The sequence below is a fragment of the Ruminococcus sp. B05 genome (genome assembly GCF_003628495.1).
Classification (GTDB): domain Bacteria; phylum Bacillota; class Clostridia; order Lachnospirales; family Lachnospiraceae; genus Schaedlerella; species Schaedlerella hominis.
Genome location: NZ_RBZR01000011.1, coordinates 59,509 through 80,807, shown reverse-complemented (window position 1 = coordinate 80,807; position 21,299 = coordinate 59,509). Strand labels below are relative to the sequence as shown.

21 protein-coding genes and 1 riboswitch are annotated in these 21,299 nt (G+C 40.2%); all 21 genes read left to right on the top strand.

Annotation, left to right across the window (positions count from 1 at the left end; all coding sequences use genetic code 11):
* Nucleotides 1–27: 27 nt before the first annotated feature.
* The 21 genes from D8Q48_RS09820 (at nucleotide 28) to D8Q48_RS09720 (ending at nucleotide 21,294) form a co-directional block, all read left to right on the top strand.
* Nucleotides 28–1,539: a VanW family protein gene (locus D8Q48_RS09820; protein ID WP_121056376.1), complete on the top strand. Its 1,512-nt coding sequence runs from the start codon at nucleotides 28–30 to the stop codon at nucleotides 1,537–1,539.
* 45 nt (nucleotides 1,540–1,584) lie between these two features.
* Nucleotides 1,585–2,598, top strand: a complete 1,014-nt coding sequence (locus D8Q48_RS09815) for an AIR synthase-related protein (RefSeq protein ID WP_121056375.1) — start codon at nucleotides 1,585–1,587, stop codon at nucleotides 2,596–2,598.
* Nucleotides 2,599–2,611: 13 nt separating this feature from the next.
* Entirely contained in the window at nucleotides 2,612–3,112 is a 501-nt protein-coding gene (locus D8Q48_RS09810) for an Lrp/AsnC family transcriptional regulator (RefSeq protein WP_022075269.1), read from the top strand.
* A complete protein-coding gene (locus D8Q48_RS09805; protein WP_117991020.1) occupies nucleotides 3,112–4,287 on the top strand; it encodes an aminotransferase class I/II-fold pyridoxal phosphate-dependent enzyme in 1,176 nt (391 codons plus the stop codon). The genes D8Q48_RS09810 and D8Q48_RS09805 overlap by 1 nt, the downstream gene beginning before the upstream one ends.
* A gap of 37 nt (nucleotides 4,288–4,324) precedes the next feature.
* Nucleotides 4,325–4,822: a tRNA (cytidine(34)-2'-O)-methyltransferase gene (locus D8Q48_RS09800; RefSeq protein ID WP_121056374.1), complete on the top strand. Its 498-nt coding sequence runs from the start codon at nucleotides 4,325–4,327 to the stop codon at nucleotides 4,820–4,822.
* A 270-nt stretch (nucleotides 4,823–5,092) separates the two neighbouring features.
* Entirely contained in the window at nucleotides 5,093–5,404 is a 312-nt protein-coding gene (locus D8Q48_RS09795; RefSeq protein ID WP_117991014.1) for an ATPase, read from the top strand.
* Nucleotides 5,405–5,477: 73 nt separating this feature from the next.
* Entirely contained in the window at nucleotides 5,478–7,490 is a 2,013-nt protein-coding gene (locus D8Q48_RS09790; RefSeq protein WP_121056373.1) for a V-type ATP synthase subunit I, read from the top strand.
* Nucleotides 7,491–7,496: 6 nt separating this feature from the next.
* Nucleotides 7,497–7,973 (top strand): V-type ATP synthase subunit K, encoded by a 477-nt coding sequence (locus tag D8Q48_RS09785; RefSeq protein ID WP_022075273.1) that lies wholly within the window; start codon nucleotides 7,497–7,499, stop codon nucleotides 7,971–7,973.
* A gap of 71 nt (nucleotides 7,974–8,044) precedes the next feature.
* A complete protein-coding gene (locus tag D8Q48_RS09780) occupies nucleotides 8,045–8,638 on the top strand; it encodes a V-type ATP synthase subunit E (RefSeq protein WP_117991009.1) in 594 nt (197 codons plus the stop codon).
* A 25-nt stretch (nucleotides 8,639–8,663) separates the two neighbouring features.
* Nucleotides 8,664–9,635 (top strand): V-type ATPase subunit, encoded by a 972-nt coding sequence (locus D8Q48_RS09775; RefSeq protein WP_117991006.1) that lies wholly within the window; start codon nucleotides 8,664–8,666, stop codon nucleotides 9,633–9,635.
* A complete protein-coding gene (locus D8Q48_RS09770; RefSeq protein ID WP_022075276.1) occupies nucleotides 9,628–9,948 on the top strand; it encodes a V-type ATP synthase subunit F in 321 nt (106 codons plus the stop codon). The genes D8Q48_RS09775 and D8Q48_RS09770 overlap by 8 nt, the downstream gene beginning before the upstream one ends.
* A gap of 32 nt (nucleotides 9,949–9,980) precedes the next feature.
* Nucleotides 9,981–11,747 (top strand): V-type ATP synthase subunit A, encoded by a 1,767-nt coding sequence (locus D8Q48_RS09765; RefSeq protein ID WP_117991003.1) that lies wholly within the window; start codon nucleotides 9,981–9,983, stop codon nucleotides 11,745–11,747.
* The gene (locus tag D8Q48_RS09760; RefSeq protein WP_022075278.1) at nucleotides 11,748–13,118 is read left to right on the top strand and encodes a V-type ATP synthase subunit B; all 1,371 of its coding nucleotides are present in this window, start codon (nucleotides 11,748–11,750) and stop codon (nucleotides 13,116–13,118) included.
* A gap of 64 nt (nucleotides 13,119–13,182) precedes the next feature.
* Nucleotides 13,183–13,839 (top strand): V-type ATP synthase subunit D, encoded by a 657-nt coding sequence (locus D8Q48_RS09755; RefSeq protein ID WP_022075279.1) that lies wholly within the window; start codon nucleotides 13,183–13,185, stop codon nucleotides 13,837–13,839.
* Nucleotides 13,840–13,968: 129 nt separating this feature from the next.
* A complete protein-coding gene (locus D8Q48_RS09750; protein ID WP_117991001.1) occupies nucleotides 13,969–14,328 on the top strand; it encodes a hypothetical protein in 360 nt (119 codons plus the stop codon).
* Nucleotides 14,329–14,480: 152 nt separating this feature from the next.
* Nucleotides 14,481–14,987, top strand: a complete 507-nt coding sequence (locus D8Q48_RS09745; RefSeq protein ID WP_117991104.1) for a shikimate kinase — start codon at nucleotides 14,481–14,483, stop codon at nucleotides 14,985–14,987.
* A gap of 238 nt (nucleotides 14,988–15,225) precedes the next feature.
* Complete coding sequence (locus D8Q48_RS09740; RefSeq protein ID WP_118688761.1) at nucleotides 15,226–16,518, top strand: UDP-N-acetylglucosamine 1-carboxyvinyltransferase; 1,293 nt, start codon at nucleotides 15,226–15,228, stop codon at nucleotides 16,516–16,518.
* 87 nt (nucleotides 16,519–16,605) lie between these two features.
* Nucleotides 16,606–16,705, top strand: a riboswitch (SAM riboswitch).
* Between the two features lie 163 nt (nucleotides 16,706–16,868).
* Nucleotides 16,869–18,056, top strand: a complete 1,188-nt coding sequence (metK, locus tag D8Q48_RS09735; protein ID WP_022075283.1) for a methionine adenosyltransferase — start codon at nucleotides 16,869–16,871, stop codon at nucleotides 18,054–18,056.
* 100 nt (nucleotides 18,057–18,156) lie between these two features.
* Nucleotides 18,157–19,209: a HAMP domain-containing sensor histidine kinase gene (locus tag D8Q48_RS09730; protein WP_117990995.1), complete on the top strand. Its 1,053-nt coding sequence runs from the start codon at nucleotides 18,157–18,159 to the stop codon at nucleotides 19,207–19,209.
* Nucleotides 19,206–19,898, top strand: coding sequence for a response regulator transcription factor (locus D8Q48_RS09725; RefSeq protein ID WP_022075285.1), 693 nt, complete (start codon nucleotides 19,206–19,208; stop codon nucleotides 19,896–19,898). Before D8Q48_RS09730 ends, D8Q48_RS09725 begins: the two co-directional genes overlap by 4 nt.
* Nucleotides 19,899–19,902: 4 nt before the next feature.
* The gene (locus tag D8Q48_RS09720; RefSeq protein ID WP_191855122.1) at nucleotides 19,903–21,294 is read left to right on the top strand and encodes a potassium transporter TrkG; all 1,392 of its coding nucleotides are present in this window, start codon (nucleotides 19,903–19,905) and stop codon (nucleotides 21,292–21,294) included.
* Nucleotides 21,295–21,299 lie beyond the last annotated feature (5 nt).

Genomic DNA, 21,299 nt, shown 5'->3' with positions numbered 1-21,299 from the left:
GTGCCAGATAAGACCAAGGGGTATAAGATGCAGCAGAAAAAAGGAAAGAGAAGACGCAAAAAGAATCGAAGACTCCAGCGAAATCTTTATTTGCTGGGTATGGTATTGATACTTATATTGATCATTATGGCAGGGATACAGTTTGCTTTAAAACGCTATATGAATCGTCAGGATAATGGAAAAATATTATCAGGGATTACGGTTGGAGGAGTCGATGTATCCGGGCAGACAAAAGAAGAAGCTGTCCAGACAGTGCAGGGTGCTATAAGCCAGGGAAATAATGTGGCCTTTACATTCAAAGTGGCAGATGACAGATCTTTTGATGTCGAAGTGAATACATTGGGGCTTCAAGTAAGTGATTTGGAAGATTCAGCACAAAAGGCAGTGGACTATGGCAGAAGAGGAAATGCATTAAAAGCATATAAAATTAAAAAAGATGCAAAACGTGGAAAATTGACACATAACATTCCACTGCAATATACAGTAGATGAAAATACTGCAAAAAAAGCGTTAGAAACAGCAGCAGTACCTGCTCTTAATGAGCCGCAGAATGCCTATGTAGCACAGGATGCTTCAGGAAATATAAGCGTCGAGAAAGAAAAAAACGGAGAAGTTTTAAACACAAGTAAGACAATCGAGAATATAAAGAAGCTTTTAAAAGATTGGGATGGAAAAAATGCTACAATTCAGGCAGCAATAGATGAAAATGCTCCGGAGATTACGGCTGAAGCATTGAAAGATATGACAGATTTGCTTGGCAGTTGTACGATGTATTATAATGCGGATGAAAGTGGGCGTGCAAAAAACGTAGAAAGTGGAGCAAAACACCTGAATGATATTTTACTGCAGCCTGGTGAAGAACAATCTGCAGATGAAACGATGAGACCATATACAGAAGAAAACGGATATGCGGAAGCGGCATCTTTCTCCGGGAACACGGTAGAACAGACAATGGGTGGAGGAATCTGCCAGGTGTCTACGACATTGTATCAGGCATTGCTTTATGCAGAACTTGAAATTGTAGAAAGACACGCACATTCTATGATCGTATCTTATGCGGAGCCATCTATGGATGCAGCAATAGCAGATGATGTGATGGATCTGGTATTTAAAAATAATCAGGAATATCCAGTTTATATTGAATCAATTGTTGGCGGAGGATGCATAACATTTAATATATACGGGAAAGAAACAAGAGATCCGAACAGAACAGTTACTTATGTAAGTGAGACACTTTCAAATGAACCAAACGAAGAAAAGAAATATATTGAATCGGATGATCCGATAGGATATATCAACTTTGTAAGCGAAGCACATCCAAAACTTTCTGCACAGTTGTGGAAGGTTGTGACAGAGAATGGGACAGAGGTGAGCAGAGAAGTTGTGAATCATAGTGAGTATGTATCATCTCCGGAGACCTATTCTGTGGGAACAGCATCAGATGATGCAGATGCTACAGCCAAAATGAGACAAGCGATTGGAACACAGGATTTAGCAACGATCAATGCAGCAATTCAGGAAATTATATATGGTTATTGATTAAGAGTGCAAAGAACATAGAAGTCCGGATGATCAAGGAGTAGTATGAAAGTAGGAAAACTATCACAAACTGCATGGAATCGTGCAGTGATGAAACAATTATATAAAAAGCAAGAACAAAATTTATTGAAGATATCAGCGGCGGAAAGTTGCAGTGCTTATGCTGTAGATGATGAACAAGTGCTCATAAAATCGGCGGCATCTACATCAGGTGATACAAAAAAACTGGGAAATTATGCTTTGGCAGCAGCAATCAATCAGTTGGCATCCAGAGGGGCAAAACCTGTAGATGTGCAGATTTTTATTTTGATCTCGGAGCGTATCGGAGAGCAAAAGGTGGCAGGCATGGTACAAGAAATGGAAGAAATGTGTACCATGATGAATATCGCAATTTCAAATGTTCAGGTAGAGGTGAATCCGGCAGTGACACAGGCAATTGTGCGTGTGGAGACAATGGGATTTGCAGAAAAGAGGATGCTTAGAAATATCGAGAATATTAAGCCGGAACAAGACATTATCATGTGCGGTTTTGTGGGGTTAGAAGGTACGCTGCGTATTTTGGACGAGCAGGAAAAAGAACTAAAAGGAAGATTTGTTCCGGCATTTTTACGTCAGACCAAAGAACTAGAGCCACAGATACTCAAGCTTCAGTTATTGGAGAATGTTGAAAAAGAAGTGAAAGAGGAAAATATTATTTTATCCGCTGTGCAGCATGTAGGAAGCGGCGGGCTCTTTGCAACTTTATGGGATACAGCTGAAGTGGCAGGACTTGGGTTGCAGATTGATATGCAGAAGATACAGATTCGACAGGAAACGGTAGAAATTTGTGAATATTATCATTTGAATCCATATAAGATGACATCAACAGGAAGTCTTCTGTTTTTCACAGATCAAGGCGAAAAGCTAATTGAGATTTTAGAAAAGAACGGCGCACGAGCCGTTAGGCTTGGGAGTACCACCGCAGAGAATGCGAGGGTGATCACAAGCGGAAGTGAAATCAGATACCTGGATCGGCCAACATCGGATGAACTGATGTTATGGAGAAAACAGAAATTATAGGAAGGTAAAAATTATGGATACAAAACAGAAATTAAGAAATGAAATTTTGAGAAATCTAGAGAAAAACAGCCGGATTGATCTTGGAGAACTTGCAGTTCTTATGGGTATGGAAGAAGCAGAGATTGCAAATGAAGTAGCAGAAATGGAAAAAGAAAAAATTATTTGCGGATATCATACAATGATTAATTGGGATAAAACCGGGGTGGAAAAAGTGACAGCATTGATTGAAGTTCGTGTTACACCACAGAGAAATCAGGGATTTGACCGCATTGCGGAACGTATTTACAATTATCCGGAAGTGAATGCGGTATATTTGATTTCCGGTGCATATGATCTTCTTGTTACATTGGAAGGAAAAACATTGCAGGAAGTATCATTGTTTGTATCAGAGAAGCTTTCTCCGATTGAACCGGTTATTGGAACAGCGACTCATTTTATTTTGAAAAAATACAAAGACCATGGTACGATCATGCTGCCTAAGAAAGGGTCTGACAGAATGGTGGTGACACCATAATGAGAAATCCATTATCAAAAAAGATTGTATCAGTACAGCCATCAGGAATCCGAAAATTCTTTGATGTGGCAAATGAAATGGAAGATGTCATTTCACTTGGTGTTGGAGAACCGGATTTCGACACGCCATGGAGAATACGTGAAGAAGGAATTTTTTCTCTGGAAAAGGGAAGAACATTTTATACATCTAATGCAGGATTGATGGAGCTTCGTACAGAAATCTGCAAATATCTTGAACGTACGATCCATGTCGATTATGATCCGAAAAAAGAAACCTTGATCACTGTCGGAGGAAGTGAGGCTATTGATCTGGCACTTCGCTGTATGCTTGATCCGGGAGAAGAGGTATTACTTCCGCAGCCTAGTTATGTATCATATCTGCCATGTACAATTATGGCGGATGGTGTTCCGGTAATCGTAGAATTAAAGCATGAAAATGAGTTTAAGCTGACAGTAGATGATTTGAAAGATAAAGTGACAGAAAAGACAAAGATTCTGGTCATGCCATTTCCAAATAATCCGACAGGATCAATTATGACAAAAGAGGATTTGGAACCAATTGCAAAGTTTGTGGAAGAACATGACCTGTTTGTTATTTCCGATGAAATTTATTCGGAATTGAGCTACAAAGGTGACCATGTTTCTATCGCTAGTCTGCCTGGAATGAGAGAGCGAACAATTGTGATCAATGGATTTTCAAAAGGATTTGCGATGACGGGATGGCGCCTTGGATATTGCTGTGGTCCGCAGGCAATTTTGAAGCAGATGATTAAATTACATCAATTTGCAATTATGTGTGCACCTACAAACAGTCAGTATGCAGCGATTGAAGGATTGCGTCATTGCGGAGATCAAGTAATAGAAATGCGAAAAGCATATAATCAAAGAAGACGATTTTTAATGCACGAATTCAAACGTATGGGATTGGAGTGCTTTGAACCATTTGGTGCATTCTATGTATTTCCAAGTATTAAAGAGTTCAATATGACATCGGAAGAGTTCGCAACTCGTCTGTTATACGAAGAAAAGGTGGCAGTTGTTCCGGGAACAGCGTTTGGAGACTGTGGAGAAGGTTTCCTGAGAATATCTTATGCATATTCTTTGGAAGATTTAAAGGCCGCATTGGAAAGACTGGAGCATTTTATTGAAAAATTACGTGCAGAACAAAATAAATAATTATTTTGTTTAGAAAAAACTGTAGTGGAGAAAAAATATGTTAAATATTGTGTTATTAGAGCCTGAGATTCCGGCGAATACAGGAAATATCGGACGTACTTGTGTTGCAACAAATACAAGACTGCATTTGATCGAACCATTAGGATTTCGTCTTGATGAGAAAGCCTTGCGTCGTGCAGGAATGGATTATTGGAAAGATCTTGATGTTACAACTTATATTGATTATCAGGATTTTCTGGATAAAAATCCGGGAGCAAAGATTTACATGGCAACGACAAAAGCTGAAAAAGTATATACTGATGTAGCATATGAAGAAGATTGTTATATTATGTTTGGGAAGGAAAGCGCAGGTATCCCGGAGGAGATTCTTGTTGAAAATCAGGAGAACTGTGTGAGAATTCCAATGGTAGGAGAGATTCGTTCTTTGAATCTTGGAAATTCAGTTGCAATTATGTTATATGAGGCATTGAGACAAAATCAGTTTGCAGGGATGAATTTGGAAGGACATCTTCATCATTTGGAATGGAATAAATAAAAGAAAAAGGGTGTGTGAAACAACGAGAGTTTTTTCACACGCCCTTTTTAAAAACCTAAAAATTTTTTAGATAGAATGGAATAAATATAGGATAAAAATCGCATAATAAATAAAAGTTGTGCATATTCTACTAAGTTGTTGATATTATTGACAAAAAACAAACAATTTATTCACAAAAAAGTTTGAAAAAGTCTAAAAAATTTATAGATTTTATACAAAAGATGTGCTAGGATGAGAATATGTACCTTAGGGAAAGGCGGTGACTAGAATATGGTAGAAGAAACCATTCAGGTAATCCGGGAGACAGAAGCAAAAGCAGATGCAATAACAAGAGATGCTGAAGTCAAAGGCAATCAGATCGTGGACGATGCAGAAAAACAGGCGAAACAATGGAAAGAAGAACAATTAGCTGTAATGGAAGAGAAGATGCAGAAAGCCATGTCAGATGCAAGCGAAGAAGGAGAACGGGTACAAGCAGAGACGCTGTCAAAGATTGAGAAAGAAGTTATAGCGTTAAAAGAACTTGCTTCCGCGAAGGAAGAGGAAGCGGTCAGCCTCGTAATAGCACAATTGGTATCATAAGCTGCGTGTTGCGGGAAGGTAAAAAGAATTACAGTTTGCAGGTAAACTGTAATGAAAAAGGAGGGATTGTGTTATGGCGGTATTGCAGATGCAGCGAATGAGTATCTGCGCGTTGAAGAAGGACCGAAAAGCGATTCTGGAAAAGATTCAGAGCATGGGAATTATGGAGATTAACCATGTGTTGGACGAAGACGAAGATTTCCGCCGGATGGACACTGCAAATGCCAGAAGCAGCTTTGAAAAAGCTGCTAATTCTGCTGACAGAGCTTTGGAGATATTGAATGAATATGCTCCGGTAAAAACATCGATGCTGTCATCTCTGGAAGGCAAGAAGCTGGTTGATGCAAAAGTACATGAAGAAGTGATTCGAAAGCGAGAGGAACTGCTTAAACTGGTGAGCAGGATCCAGGTATTGGATAAGGAAAAAGCAGAGAATAAAGCAGAAATCCTTAAGCTGGAGAATCGGATTGAGAGCCTTGTCCCATGGCTGAGTCTGGATATCCCGATGAATGCGACAGGAACAAAGAAAACTTCTGTGATTTTAGGAAGTATTCCGGGACAGGCTGATATTTCTGGAATTTACGAGATTTTGGCAGATGCAGCACCGGAAGTTGAGGCGGCAGATGCTTATGTGATTTCATCCGGACAGGATATGACTTGTATTGCAGTCATCTGTTTGAAACAAGAAGAACAGAGTATAGAAGAAGCACTTCGAAGTCGAGGATTTTCAAGAATAGCGCAGAGCAGCGCAAAGACTCCGGCAGGAGAAACGGAGGAGTTAAAGCAGGCAATCAAAGAAAAAGAGAATCGGATTTCACAGATCGAGCAGGAAGTAATCAGGCTCGCAGAACAAAGAGAAGAGATTTATCTGCTTGCAGATTATTATCGTGTACGAGCGGAAAAGTACGAAGTATTAGGAGAGATACCACAATCGGCAAATACTTTTGTGCTGAGCGGTTATGTTCCTCATCGGGATGTAGAAAAGGTGAAACGGGTTCTGGAAAGCAAATATGACTGTGCGATTGATGTGGAGGAGTTAAAAGAAGAGGAAGAACCGCCGGTACTTTTGAAAAATAATAAATTTTCAGCAAGTGCGGAAGGTGTTTTGGAATCTTTCGGTCTTCCGAAAAAAGGTGAGATTGATCCGACAGCGATCATGTCAGTATTTTATGTATTTTTATTTGGATTGATGTTATCAGATGCAGCATATGGAGCAATTGTTTCTATTGCCTGTGGTGTACTGATTTTAAAATTCCCGCGTATGTCAGAGGGGATGAAGAAGTCAATTCAGTTGTTTTTCTGGTGCGGATTATCAACATTATTCTGGGGAATCATGTTTGGCGGATATTTCGGAGACGTGATCAACGTTGTATCCAGAACATTCTTCGGACATGAAGTGGGAATCAAAGCATTATGGTTTGTTCCACTCAATAATCCAATGAAATTGTTGATTTATTCTATGGTATTTGGATTGATCCATTTATTTACAGGATTAGGGATTAAAGGATACATGTGTATCAGAGATAAAAAATATGTGGATTTCTTATGTGACGTAGTATTGTGGTATGTTTTTTTGTTCGGGTTGATCTTGTTATTAATTCCGACAGATATTTTTGCATCTATTGCACAAGTTCAGATTACATTTCCGCCGGTTGTCAATGCAATTGCAAAATGGGCGTCCATCCTCGGAGCGGTGGGTATCGTGTTGATGTCAGGCAGAGCAAATAAAAATTTTGGACTTCGTATCGCATTAGGAGCATATGATCTGTACAATGTGACAGGATGGTTAAGTGACGTGTTATCTTATTCAAGACTTCTGGCACTGGGACTTGCAACAGGTGTTATTGCTCAGGTTGTAAACCAGATGGGAAGTATGGGAGGAAAAAGCGTATTTGGAGTGATCCTGTTCGTAATTGTATTTATTATCGGACACGTATTTAATATTGCGATCAACTTACTTGGCGCGTATGTGCACACAAATCGTTTACAGTATGTAGAATTTTTCGGAAAATTCTATGAAGGTGGAGGAAGAGCATTCCATCCATTTAGAGAAAATACAAAGTATGCGGATGTTAAGGAGGAATAAAAAGTTATGGATAAATTAGGTATTGTATATGCACTTCTTGGAGCAGCATTAGCTGTATTGTTGGCAGGAGCAGGTTCTGCTTTAGGTGTTGGAGTAGCAGGTCAGGCAGCATCAGGGGTTGTATCAGAAGACCCAAGTAAATTTGCAAAAGTATTGATCATGCAGTTGCTTCCGGGTACACAGGGAATTTACGGATTGTTGGTTGGATTTATTACACTTTCGAAGGTTGGTCTGCTTGGCGGCGGTATCAAAGAAGTATCTGTTGCAACAGGTCTTTTGATTTTGGCAGCATGTCTTCCAATTGGTATTGTTGGATTGATCTCAGGAAAATCTCAGGGTAAAACAGCTGCAGCAGCAATCGGAATCGTGGCAAAGAAACCGGAACAGTTTGGTAAGGCAATGCTTTTCCCGGCGATGGTTGAGACATATGCAATTTTAGCACTGCTGATTTCTATCCTCGCAGTAAGTGCAATTCCGGTATAAGCTGAAGGGTTACTTCAGGAGAATGTTATTCGGAGAATGAAGATGAATTGAAATAGAGCGAGGTAAAGAAAATGAGTGGATTAGACAAGATGAAAAGTCAGATCCTGGAAGATGCAAACGCACAAGCCGAAGAGAGAATCGCACAAGCAAATGCACAGGCAGAGGAAATACAGGCAAGAGTAAAAGCGGAAGTAGAAGAAGCACAGCAGCGAATGGATCAGAAAACAAAAACTGCAGTGAAGAATTATCATGAACGCATTGCCTCCTCTTGTGACATGAAGAGAAAGACGGCCGTTTTGAAGGCAAAACAGGAAATGATCTCCGAAGTGCTTCAAAAGGCATATGAAAAAGTAATGAATCTTTCAGATGAAGAGTATTTTGAATTACTTACAAATCTGTTGAAGACATATGTGCAGTCAGGTGATGGTGAGATTTATTTTTCTGAAAAAGATAAGCAGAGAATTCCGGCTTCGTTTGTAGAAGAAACAGAGAAAATCGCAGCATCGAAAGGTGGAAAGCTGACATTTGCTTCGGAAACAAAGCAGATTGATGGCGGTTTTATTCTGGTATACGGTGGGATTGAAGAGAACTGTACCATACGGGCAATCTTTGAATCCAAACGTGATGAATGGTCTGACTTGGTGCAAAAAATAATGTTTGTATAAAATAAAGCAGCCGGGAGGATTGAATGTGAATGAATTAGAATATACCTATGCAGTTGCCAGAATACGTGCGTTGGAGGCATCACTGCTTACAGATTCTGTGATTGACCAGCTCCTTGCATGCAAAGATGAAGCACAGTGTCTTGGGCTTTTAAATGAAAAAGGCTGGGGAAATGCTGAGACAGAGAATGATGTGGAAGCAATTTTAAATTGCGAGGAAGAGAAAACATGGCAGGTTATCCAGGAAGTATCTCCGGATTTAACAGTGTTTGATGTGATGTCTTATCCGAAACTATATCATAACCTAAAAGCAGCGATCAAGGAAGTTTGTACAGAGGTGACAAATGAAAAAATTTTTTATGATGACTGCGAGATTCCGGGAAAGGAAATGTTGTCAATTGTAGAGAATAAAGCGTTTGAACGTCTTCCGGGAAATATGGAGGCGGCTGCAAAAGAGGCTTATGAGACATTGCTTCAGACAAGAGATGGACAGCTATGTGATGTGATTGTAGATCGTGCAGCTTTGGAGGCTATTACACAGGCAGGACATGACGCAAAAGATGAGATTATCCGTGTATATGCTGAGTCAACGGTGGCACTTGCAAATATCAAAATCGCAGTGAGATGTCAGAAGACAGGAAAATCGCTGGAGTTTATGAAACGTGCTATGGCTCCATGTGAGAGCATCAATGTGGAACAGCTGGCAAAAGCAGCATTGTCGGGAGCAGATGCATTGCGAGAATATTTGAAAGATACAGTTTATGCAGACGGTGTAGAAGCATTGGAAGAATCGCCATCGGCATTTGAAAGATGGTGTGATAACCGGATGATCGAGGCAATTAAGCCACAGAAATATAATGCCTTTTCTGCAGGGCCGCTGGTAGCGTATCTGCTGGCAAGACAAAATGAAATTAAGACGGTGCGGATGATCCTGACAGGAAAACAAAATGGATTTCCAGACGAGATGATCCGGGAAAGGATAAGGGAGATGTATGTATAAGATTGCAGTAATCGGAGATTATGACAGCATATATGGATTTGCAACACTCGGTCTTAGCATCTGTCCTGTCAAGAACCGGGAAGAAGCAAAAGATAAGCTGCGTCAGCTGGCAGATGGAAAATATGGCGTTATCTATATTACAGAGGCAGTTGCAGCGCAGTTGACAGATGTGATAGAAGAATATCAGGAACGGACATTTCCAGCGATCATACAAATTCCGGGCGTATCGGGGAATACCGGTGCCGGTGTGGAAGGCGTAAAGAAGACGGTGGAACAGGCTGTCGGAAGCGATATTTTGTTCTCAGAAGAATAAAACAATAGATAGAAAGCGAGGTAGTTCGTCAAATGAGTACAGGCGTAATAAAGAAAGTCGCAGGCCCACTTGTTATTGCTTCGGGAATGCGAGATGCGAACATGTTTGACGTCGTTCGTGTTAGTGAACAAAGACTGATTGGCGAAATCATAGAGATGCACGGAGACGAGGCATCTATTCAGGTATACGAAGAGACATCAGGACTTGGACCGGGAGAACCGGTAGAATCTATGGAAGTGCCAATGTCTGTTGAATTGGGACCTGGATTGATTACCAGCATATATGATGGAATTCAGCGCCCGCTGGATGACATTATGAAAGTATCCGGAAATAACTTAAAACGTGGTGTAGAGGTACCGTCTCTGAAGAGAAATTTGAAATGGGAATTTGTACCTACTGCAAAAGTTGGAGATGAAGTAGAAGCCGGAGATGTGATCGGAACAGTGCAGGAGACGATTGTCGTACAGCAGAAGATCATGGTTCCATATGGAATCAAAGGAACAATAAAAGAAATAAAGGCCGGAGAATTTACGGTGGAAGAAACAGTGGCTGTTGTAGAGACCGCAGAAGGTGACAAGGAATTGACACTAATGCAGAAATGGCCAGTTCGTAAGGGACGTCCATATAAAAAGAAATTATCTCCGGATATGCCACTGGTAACAGGACAGCGTGTTATTGATACATTTTTCCCGCTTGCAAAAGGTGGAGTTGCTGCAGTACCGGGACCATTTGGAAGTGGTAAAACAGTAATCCAGCATCAGCTTGCAAAATGGGCGGAAGCAGATATCGTTGTTTACATCGGATGTGGAGAGCGTGGTAATGAGATGACGGATGTTCTGAATGAATTTCCGGAACTGAAAGATCCAAAGACAGGACAGTCCTTGATGCAGAGAACCGTTCTGATCGCAAATACATCAGACATGCCGGTTGCAGCACGTGAAGCATCTATTTATACAGGAATTACAATTGCGGAATATTTCCGAGATATGGGGTATTCAGTTGCGTTAATGGCAGATTCAACATCACGTTGGGCAGAGGCACTCCGTGAAATGTCAGGACGTCTGGAAGAGATGCCTGGTGAGGAAGGATACCCGGCTTATCTGGGAAGCCGTCTTGCACAGTTCTATGAAAGAGCAGGTCATGTGATTTCATTAGGTAAGGAAGAAAGAGAAGGAGCATTGTCTGTAATCGGTGCAGTATCACCTCCGGGTGGAGATATTTCAGAACCGGTATCACAGGCTACACTTCGAATCGTAAAAGTATTCTGGGGATTGGACTCAGCACTTGCTTATAAGAGACATTTCCCGGCAATCAACTGGTTAAACAGTTATTCGTTGTATCTTGATAATATGGAAAAATGGTTCAATGAAAAAGTTGAGCCGGACTGGATGGCAAAACGTCAGGAAATGATGACCCTGCTTCAGGAAGAAGCGGAATTAGACGAAATTGTAAAGATGGTTGGTATGGATGCCTTATCAGCAAGCGACCGTCTGAAGATGGAAGCTGCACGCTCTATTCGAGAAGATTTCCTGCATCAGAACTCTTTCCATGAAGTAGATACTTATACTTCCTTGGATAAGCAGTATATGATGATGGATCTTGTTCTCGCATATTATGATCAGTCTGTAGAAGCCTTAGAAAAGGGTGCGAAATTACAGAATTTGATCAATCTGCCTGTACGTGAACAGATTGGCCGATTCAAATATGTGACTGAAGATGAGATTCAGAAAGAATATGAAAAAGTAACAGAAGAGTTACACATTGAGATTGCGAATGCATTGGGAAAGGAGGACTTCTAAATGCCAAAAGAGTATAGAACCATACAGGAAGTAGCCGGACCACTGATGCTGGTGCGCGATGTGGAAAATGTTACTTATGACGAGCTGGGCGAAATTGAGCTGGCAAGTGGGGAAGTAAGACGTTGTAAAGTATTGGAAATTAATGGAAGCGATGCTCTGGTGCAGTTATTTGACAGTGCAACAGGTATCAACTTATCGAACAGTAAAGTGCGTTTCCTTGGAAGAAGCATGGAACTGGGTGTTTCAGAAGATATGCTTGGACGAGTTTTTGACGGTATGGGACGTCCAATTGATGAAGGACCGGAGATACTTCCGGAAGCTCGTATGGACATCAACGGACTGCCAATGAATCCGGCAGCAAGAAGTTATCCGGAAGAATTTATCCAGACAGGAGTATCAGCCATTGATGGATTGAATACACTTGTACGTGGACAGAAGTTACCAATCTTCTCAGCATCGGGTCTGCCACATGCAAACCTTGCAGCACAGATTGCAAGACAGGCAAAAGTTCGAGGAAAAGATGATAAATTCGCCGTTGTATTTGCGGCAATGGGTATTACATTTGAAGAGTCAAACTTCTTTATTGAAAGTTTTAAAGAGACAGGTGCAATAGACCGTACAGTTTTATTCGTCAATCTTGCAAATGACCCTGCAATTGAGCGTATATCTACACCTCGAGTTGCACTGACGGCAGCAGAGTATCTGGCATTTGAAAAAGATATGCATGTACTTGTAATTTTGACAGATATTACAAACTATGCGGATGCACTTCGAGAAGTATCAGCAGCCCGTAAAGAGGTTCCGGGACGTCGAGGATATCCGGGATATATGTACACAGACCTTGCTTCTTTGTATGAAAGAGCGGGACGTCAGAATGGTAAAAAAGGAAGTATCACAATGATTCCAATTCTGACAATGCCAGAAGATGATAAGACACATCCAATCCCTGACCTGACAGGATATATTACAGAAGGACAGATTATTTTAAGTCGTGATCTGTATCGAAGAGGTGTAACACCACCGATAGATGTACTTCCATCATTGTCTCGTCTGAAAGACAAAGGTATCGGCGAGGGTAAGACACGTGCAGATCATGCCAATACAATGAACCAGCTGTTTGCGGCGTATGCGCGTGGTAAAGATGCGAAAGAGCTGATGGTAATCCTTGGTGAGGCAGCGTTGACAGAGATTGATTTGTTGTATGCGAAGTTTGCAGATGCATTTGAAAAGGAATATGTATCACAGGGATACAATACAGATCGAAGTATTGAAGAGACTTTGGAAATTGGATGGAAACTACTTTCCATGCTGCCAAGAACAGAGTTAAAACGTATCGATGACAAATATCTTGATGAATATTACGGAAAGTAAGTTGCTGCAAAAAAGTGACGAAAAAGACTCTGAGAAGCATCAAAGGAAAGGTAGGTGAGGACGCTTGGCATCCACACAGGTAAATCCAACCCGTATGGAACTGACACGTTTGAAAAAGAAACGGATTACTGCAGTGCGAGGTCACAAATTGTTGAAAGATAAACGTGATGAACTGATGCGCCAGTATCTTGATCTTGTAAGAGAAAACATGGAAGTTAGAAAACGGGTCGAAGCCGGCATTTTATCAGCGAATAAAAATTTTGTTATTGCCAAGGCTGGAATGTCGGAGGCGGAACTTCACACAGCACTGATGGCACCGAAACAGGAAATTAATTTGATTCCTTCGGAAGAAAATGTCATGAGTGTAGAGATTCCAAAATTTGAATATAAAACAAGAACAGCGGATGAAAATGATATTTATTCATATGGATTTGCATTTACATCCAGCGATTTGGATGGGGCTGTTAAATCTCTTGCAGATATTCTGCCGGATATGATAAGATTAGCAGAATGCGAAAAAGCATGTCAGTTAATGGCGGCAGAGATTGAAAAGACACGAAGACGTGTAAATGCGTTGGAGCATGTCATTATTCCGGAAACAGAGAAAAATATTAAATATATTACGATGAAGCTGGACGAGAACGAGAGAAGTACGCAGATTCGTCTGATGAAAGTAAAAGACATGATGCTCGAAGAAGCACATGGATATTCAAAAAAATAAAGCTAGATTTTATAGATGCAGTTGGAAAACCGAAAGGTGCTCCGGCTGCATTTTCTATATATAAGCGGAACCATTTTGCAAAAAAGGCATACAGTAATGATATAAACTCAGAAATAGGGAGTGGTGACCATGAACTCAAAACTGCCGTATTATATGGCTTATCCGATGCCGCTTGCATATGACGATGAAAGAATGGAACGACGAGATTATGAATATATGAAAAGTCTGTACCCGGATACTGCAAAGAAAGTACTTCCCTATGTAGAGGAAGAGTGTGATAGAAATGAATATCCATGCAGTATGATTTATGACGAATATCCGGACCGTTTTTCACTTCGGATGATGTGTAATCGTATCTTTGATAAGGTTGTAAGTCAGGAAAAACTGGAGCCGGAGGACTGGCTTAGAAATTTGATAGAGGTCATATTATATCAGGAGTTGTTCAAACGTAGAAGTGATGACAGGAGAAACAGACGCCGTTTTTATTGACTGTGCATGATGTTAAGAAAAATTTTATGAATTAAAAGTGTTTTGGGTGGCGCAGATATTTTACAATGAAAGAAAATATGGTATAATAGAGAATGATGTGAACAATTATATTATTCAAAGCGAAAATGAAAGAACATAAGCCGGAGACACATATGAAAAAAGAGAATATTATATTTATAGGAATGCCTGCTGTTGGAAAAAGTACGGTAGGTGTTGTGGTTGCCAAGCGACTGGGTAAAAAGTTTATTGATACAGATTTGTTGATCCAGGAACAAGAAAAAAAGCTGCTTCGCGAGATTATCGCAGAAGTCGGTGAGGATGGATTTTTGGAGATTGAGAATCAGGTAAACAGAGACGTAGATGTAGAGAATGCCGTAATCTCTCCGGGGGGAAGTATTGTGTATTGCGAAGAGGCGATGCAGCATTATAAAGAAATCGGAACGATTGTATATTTACAGGCATCTTATCAAACAATAAAACAAAGAATCCGTAATCCAAAAAAGCGCGGTGTCGTGCTCAGGAAAGGACAGACATTAAAGAATCTTTATGATGAGAGATGTGTTTTGTTTGAAAAATATGCAGATATCATTGTTAATGAAGACCAGTGCGAGATAGGGGATACGATTGAGAATGTACTGGAAGAACTCTCCAGATTATAATTAAGTCTATATCAAAAAGTTTTGCAATAATGTTACGAAAATAAAAAGTTCTTTTACAAAATTGTTTTTTATGCTATAATGTTTTAGCGTTTGTGAATTTGTAGACACAACAGCGTGTCATTTGAAATAGACAAAGAATAACGCGGGATATAAGTATATAAGCTAAAAAATGATTTATGCAACCGAGAATGGGGATTTAGAAAGATACGATATAAATATCGGATAATAGAGGTGCAAAATGGAGCAATATATTATTAAGGGTGGTAATCCGTTAGTTGGAGAAGTAGAGATTGGCGGAGCAAAGAATGCTGCACTGGCAATACTGGCAGCTGCAATTATGACAGACGAGACTGTATTGATTGACAACCTTCCAGATGTGAACGATATCAATGTCATGTTGGAAGCAATCGAAGGAATCGGTGCGATGGTAGAGCGTATTGATCGTCATACAGTGAAGATTAATGGTGGAACGATCACAGATTTTAATATTGATTATGATTATATTAAAAAGATTCGAGCATCTTACTATTTATTAGGAGCAATGCTTGGAAAATATAAAAAAGCAGAGGTGGCTCTTCCAGGTGGATGTAACATCGGAAGCAGACCAATCGATCAGCATTTGAAAGGATTTAGGGCACTCGGAGCTGATGTTGATATTGAACACGGCAAGATTGTTGCCGAGGCCGATGTACTTAAGGGTACACATCTGTATTTCGATGTTGTCTCTGTAGGAGCAACAATTAATGTTATGATGACAGCAGCGATGGCTGATGGCATGACAATTATGGAGAATGTAGCAAAAGAACCACATGTTGTTGATGTTGCAAACTTCCTGAATAGTATGGGTGCGAATATCCGTGGAGCCGGAACAGATGTGATTAAGATCCGTGGAGTGAAAACACTTCATAAGACAGAGTATTCCATTATTCCAGACCAGATCGAGGCAGGAACATTTATGTTTGCTGCAGCGGCTACAAAGGGAGATGTAACTGTAACAAATGTAATACCAAAACATTTGGATGCAACAATTTCTAAGCTGATTGATATTGGCTGTGAGGTAGAGGAACTCGATGATGCAGTCCGCGTTGTTGCAAAAGGCAGATTAAAATCTACACAGGTTAAGACATTGCCATATCCGGGATATCCGACAGATATGCAGCCACAGATTGGTGTAGTATTAGCACTGGCATCAGGAACAAGTACAATCACAGAAAGTATTTTTGAAAATCGTTTTAAATATTTAGATGAGCTTGCAAGAATGGGAGCAAATATCAAAGTAGAGGGTAATTCAGCTACAATCGAAGGTGTAGAGAAGTTCTCCGGAGCAAGAGTGAGTGCACCGGATCTTCGTGCAGGAGCAGCACTTTGTATTGCAGGTTTGGCTACAGATGGAATTACAATTGTAGATGATATTGTTTATATTCAGCGTGGATATGAGCGCTTTGAAGAAAAACTCAGAAGTCTGGGCGGAATCATTGAGCGTGTATCGAGCGAAAAAGAAATTCAGAAATTCACATTGAAAGTAAGCTAATCTAAAAGTTTTATAAACTGTATTGACAGAGACAATGATGAGTTGTACAGTTTGATTGATAACTACAAATTAAATAATATAAACTTTCTCTTATTCAGAGCAGTGGAGATACAAAGGATCAAAGAAGCTGCGGCAACCCCTCTAAGCAGGAAGGTGCCAGCCTGAGCGAGTAATCGAACAATAAGGGGATTGTTATGAAATAGAAACAGTCCGTACCTTGTGCGGGCTGTTTTATCGTTATAAGCATCTAAGAAGGCTATATAAAGAGCTGGGAAGCAATGGTGTTATGCGGTATTCAAGTCGAAACAAATCCTAAACCGAGAGAAAGTACGGAAGAAAAGGAGAAGAACATGGAAAAATTATTATTTACATCCGAGTCCGTTACAGAAGGACATCCGGATAAGATGTGTGATCAGATTTCAGATGCAATTTTGGACGCATTATTGGAAAAGGACCCAATGAGCCGTGTAGCGTGTGAGACATGTACAACAACAGGTCTCGTTATGGTTATGGGAGAAATTACAACAAACGCTTACGTAGATATCCAGAAAATCGTTCGCGACACAGTTCGTGAGATTGGATATACAAGAGGAAAATACGGATTCGATGCAGAGACATGTGGTGTCATCACAACATTGGATGAGCAGTCTGCGGATATCGCTCTTGGAGTAGACAAGGCATTGGAAGCAAAAGAAAATAAGATGTCTGATGACGAGATTGAAGCAATCGGTGCCGGAGACCAGGGAATGATGTTTGGATATGCAACAGATGAGACAGAAGAATATATGCCATATCCAATCGCAATGGCACATAAACTTGCCCTGCAGCTTACAAAAGTAAGAAAAGATGGAACACTTCCTTACTTAAGACCGGATGGAAAAACACAGGTTACAGTAGAATATGATGAAAATGGTGTTCCAAGACGTCTGGATGCAGTTGTATTGTCAACACAGCATGATCCGGAAGCAACACAGGAACAGATTCATGCAGATATCAAAAAACATGTATTTGACGTGATCATCCCAGAGGATATGATTGATGCAGATACAAAATTCTTCATCAATCCGACAGGACGTTTTGTAATTGGAGGACCTCACGGAGACAGCGGTCTGACAGGACGTAAAATCATCGTTGATACTTATGGTGGAATGGCTCGTCATGGCGGCGGTGCATTCTCAGGAAAAGACTGCACAAAGGTAGACCGTTCAGCAGCTTATGCAGCACGTTATGCAGCTAAGAATATTGTGGCAGCAGGACTTGCAAAGAAATGTGAGATTCAGTTATCTTATGCAATCGGTGTAGCACAGCCTACATCCATCATGGTGGATACATTTGGAACAGGTAAATTATCTGATGAAAAATTAGTAGAGATCATTCGCGAGAACTTTGATATGCGTCCGGCAGGAATTATCAAGATGTTAGATCTTCGTCGTCCGATTTACAAGCAGACAGCAGCATATGGTCATTTCGGAAGAAATGATTTAGACCTTCCATGGGAGAAACTGGACAAGGTTGAAGATTTGAAAAAATATTTGTAAGAATAAAAAGATGCGGTGCAGAAAAATGCTGTGTACCGCATCTTTTTTTTAAAAATTATGTTATAATCCCACTAGAGTAAAATGAAAAGAGGGCGAACCTATGAAGTTGAAAACGAAACTGGTGATTGCATTTATTCTAGTTATGATATTTCCAACTTTTGTTACAATGGCGGGAATGCATATGCTTGCACCGAACAAGGCAGGGGAAATACAGCAGATGTATTTGATTATCGTCTGCGTTACAACAGCTGTACTTGTCTGGTGGATTTATAAGACGGTTTCCGTGCCATTGGCAAAGTTGCAGGAAGCAACGAGAAATATCAAAGAAGGAAATCTGGATTTTGAGATAAAGCCGGAAAATGATGATGAGATAGGTCAGGTGTGTCAGGATTTTGAGGAAATGCGATTGCGTCTGAAGGCGAATGCAGAAGAAAAAATAGAATTTGACCGTGAGAATAAAGAACTGATCAGTAATATTTCCCATGATCTGAAAACTCCGATCACGGCAATCAAGGGGTATGTAGAAGGAATCATGGATGGTGTTGCAGATACACCGGAAAAGATGGACAGATACATCAAAACCATATACAATAAAGCAAATGAGATGGATCGGTTGATTAACGAGCTGACATTATATTCAAAGATTGACACGAATCGTATTCCTTATGATTTTACAACAATTTCTGCAAAACAGTATTTCAGAGACTGTGCAGAGGATCTTGCAATTGAGCTGGAATCAAAAGGTGCAAAATTTGAATATCGTAATTATCTTGAAGAGGATGCTAAGATCATAGTAGACCCGGAACAGATGCGAAGAGTGATCAACAATATTGTTTCCAATTCATTAAAATATACAGACAAGCCACAGGCAGAAATAAGGATGAAAATTTTGGATGTGGGAGATTTTATCCAGGTAGAATTAAGTGATAATGGAAAGGGAATTGCTACGAAGGATCTGCCATACATATTTGAACGATTTTATCGTGCAGATGCGTCAAGAAATTCTTCCAAAGGCGGAAGTGGAATCGGGCTTGCGATCGTGAAGAAGATTGTAGAAGAACATGGCGGTAAAATATGGGCGACCAGCGAAGAAGGCGTAGGAACAACAATGTATTTTGTTGTCAGAAAATATCAGGAGGTGCCAATCGAATGAGCAAAAGAATTTTAATAATCGAAGACGAAGAAAGTATCGCAGAATTAGAGCGTGATTATTTGGAGCTTAGTAATTTTGAGGTGGAAGTTGCAAATGACGGACAACTGGGATTAGATAAAGCATTAGGAGAAGAATTTGATTTAATCATTTTAGACCTTATGCTTCCGGGAGTAGATGGGTTTGAGATTTGCAAACAGGTACGAAACAATAAGAATACACCAATTATTATGGTTTCAGCAAAAAAAGATGATATAGACAAAATCCGTGGACTGGGACTGGGAGCGGATGATTATATGACAAAACCATTCAGCCCAAGCGAACTGGTTGCCCGTGTTAAGGCACATCTGGCAAGATATGAGCGTTTGATCGGAAGCAGTGTGGATGAAAATGAAATCATAGAAATCCGTGGATTGAAGATTGATACAACAGCACGGCGCGTATGGGTAAATGGCGAAGAAAAATCATTTACAACAAAAGAGTTTGATCTGTTGACATTTCTTGCAGGCCATCCGAATCATGTGTATTCGAAGGAAGAACTATTTAGGGAAATCTGGGATATGGAGTCGGTGGGAGATATTGCAACAGTAACAGTGCATATAAAGAAGATCCGAGAGAAAATCGAATACGATACATCGCATCCACAGTATATTGAAACAATCTGGGGAGTTGGATATAGATTCAAGGTATAAAAATATGAGAAAGAAAACAATAAAAGAGCGTTTGCAAGAAGGAAGCTTTAATACAGTGCGGGTAATCGGAATGGGATTTTTGTTCGTAATTTTGATTGGCGCAGTACTTCTATGGATGCCATTTTCCGTGACAACACCGATGAAATTTACCGATGCATTATTTACGTCGGTTACAGCAGTCTGTGTGACAGGGCTTGTTACAGTTACTCCGGCAGTACAATTTACTGTGGTGGGAAAAGTAATCTTATTATTCCTGATTCAAATTGGAGGACTTGGAATTATTGCATGCGTTGTTGCATTTATGATCCTTGCAGGACAAAGGATTTCCCTGAGAAGACGAGTTATGATCCAGGAAAGCTATGGGTTGGATACGCTGAGTGGAATGGTACAATATATTATTCGGATCATAAAAGGCACATTTTTCGTTGAAGGGATCGGTGCACTTGCCTATAGTTTTTACTTCGTTCCAAAATATGGAGTGTTAAAAGGAATTGCATATGCGATATTCCATGCTATATCAGCATTTTGCAACGCAGGTATTGATATACTCGGGAGCTCCAGTTATATGCATATGGTCACAAGTCCAATCATTAATTTTACGACGATATTTCTCGTTGTAAGCGGAGGACTTGGATTTGTAGTGTGGTATGATATTTTGAATAATATAAAACAAGTGCGAAATATAAAAGATGTGAGGCGAAATTTCTTTCACAGACTGTCTTTGCAGAGCAAGATTGTACTTACAATGACGGCATGGCTGCTTTTGTTTGGAATGTTTGCATTTCTTTTATTGGAATATCATAATCCTGTGACAATGGGAAAATTGACATTCTGGCAGAAAGTACAGGCGTCATTATTTCAATCTATCTCAACACGAACAGCAGGATTTGCGACAGTTTCTCAATCAGGGCTGACAGCCGCATCGAAGGCAATCGGCTGTATGCTGATGATGATTGGAGGTTCTTCCGGAGGAACAGCAGGGGGCGTCAAAACGACAACGGTTGCGCTGCTGTTATTGACTTGCTTAAGTGTAGTAAGAGGAAGTCGTGATATAGAGTGTTATGGAAGAAAAATTCCACTCTCACAAGTAAAATCTGCGGTGACAATTTTATTTTTGACAATTATGTTTTGGATGTCGGGAACAATTATCATCACGATTTTAGATCCACAGGTGAATTTTTTGAGAATTGTATATGAAACAACATCGGCAATTGCTACAGTTGGTTTATCGGCAGATTTGACACCTAGCTTGAGCAGAGCAAGTCAGTATGTACTGATGGTGATAATGTATATTGGAAGAATCGGACCGGTCACGATGGCAATGATTTTTGCAGGAAAAGGGAAAAATGCAGAACAGTATCGTGAATTACCGGAAAAACAGATTATGATAGGATAGGAGAT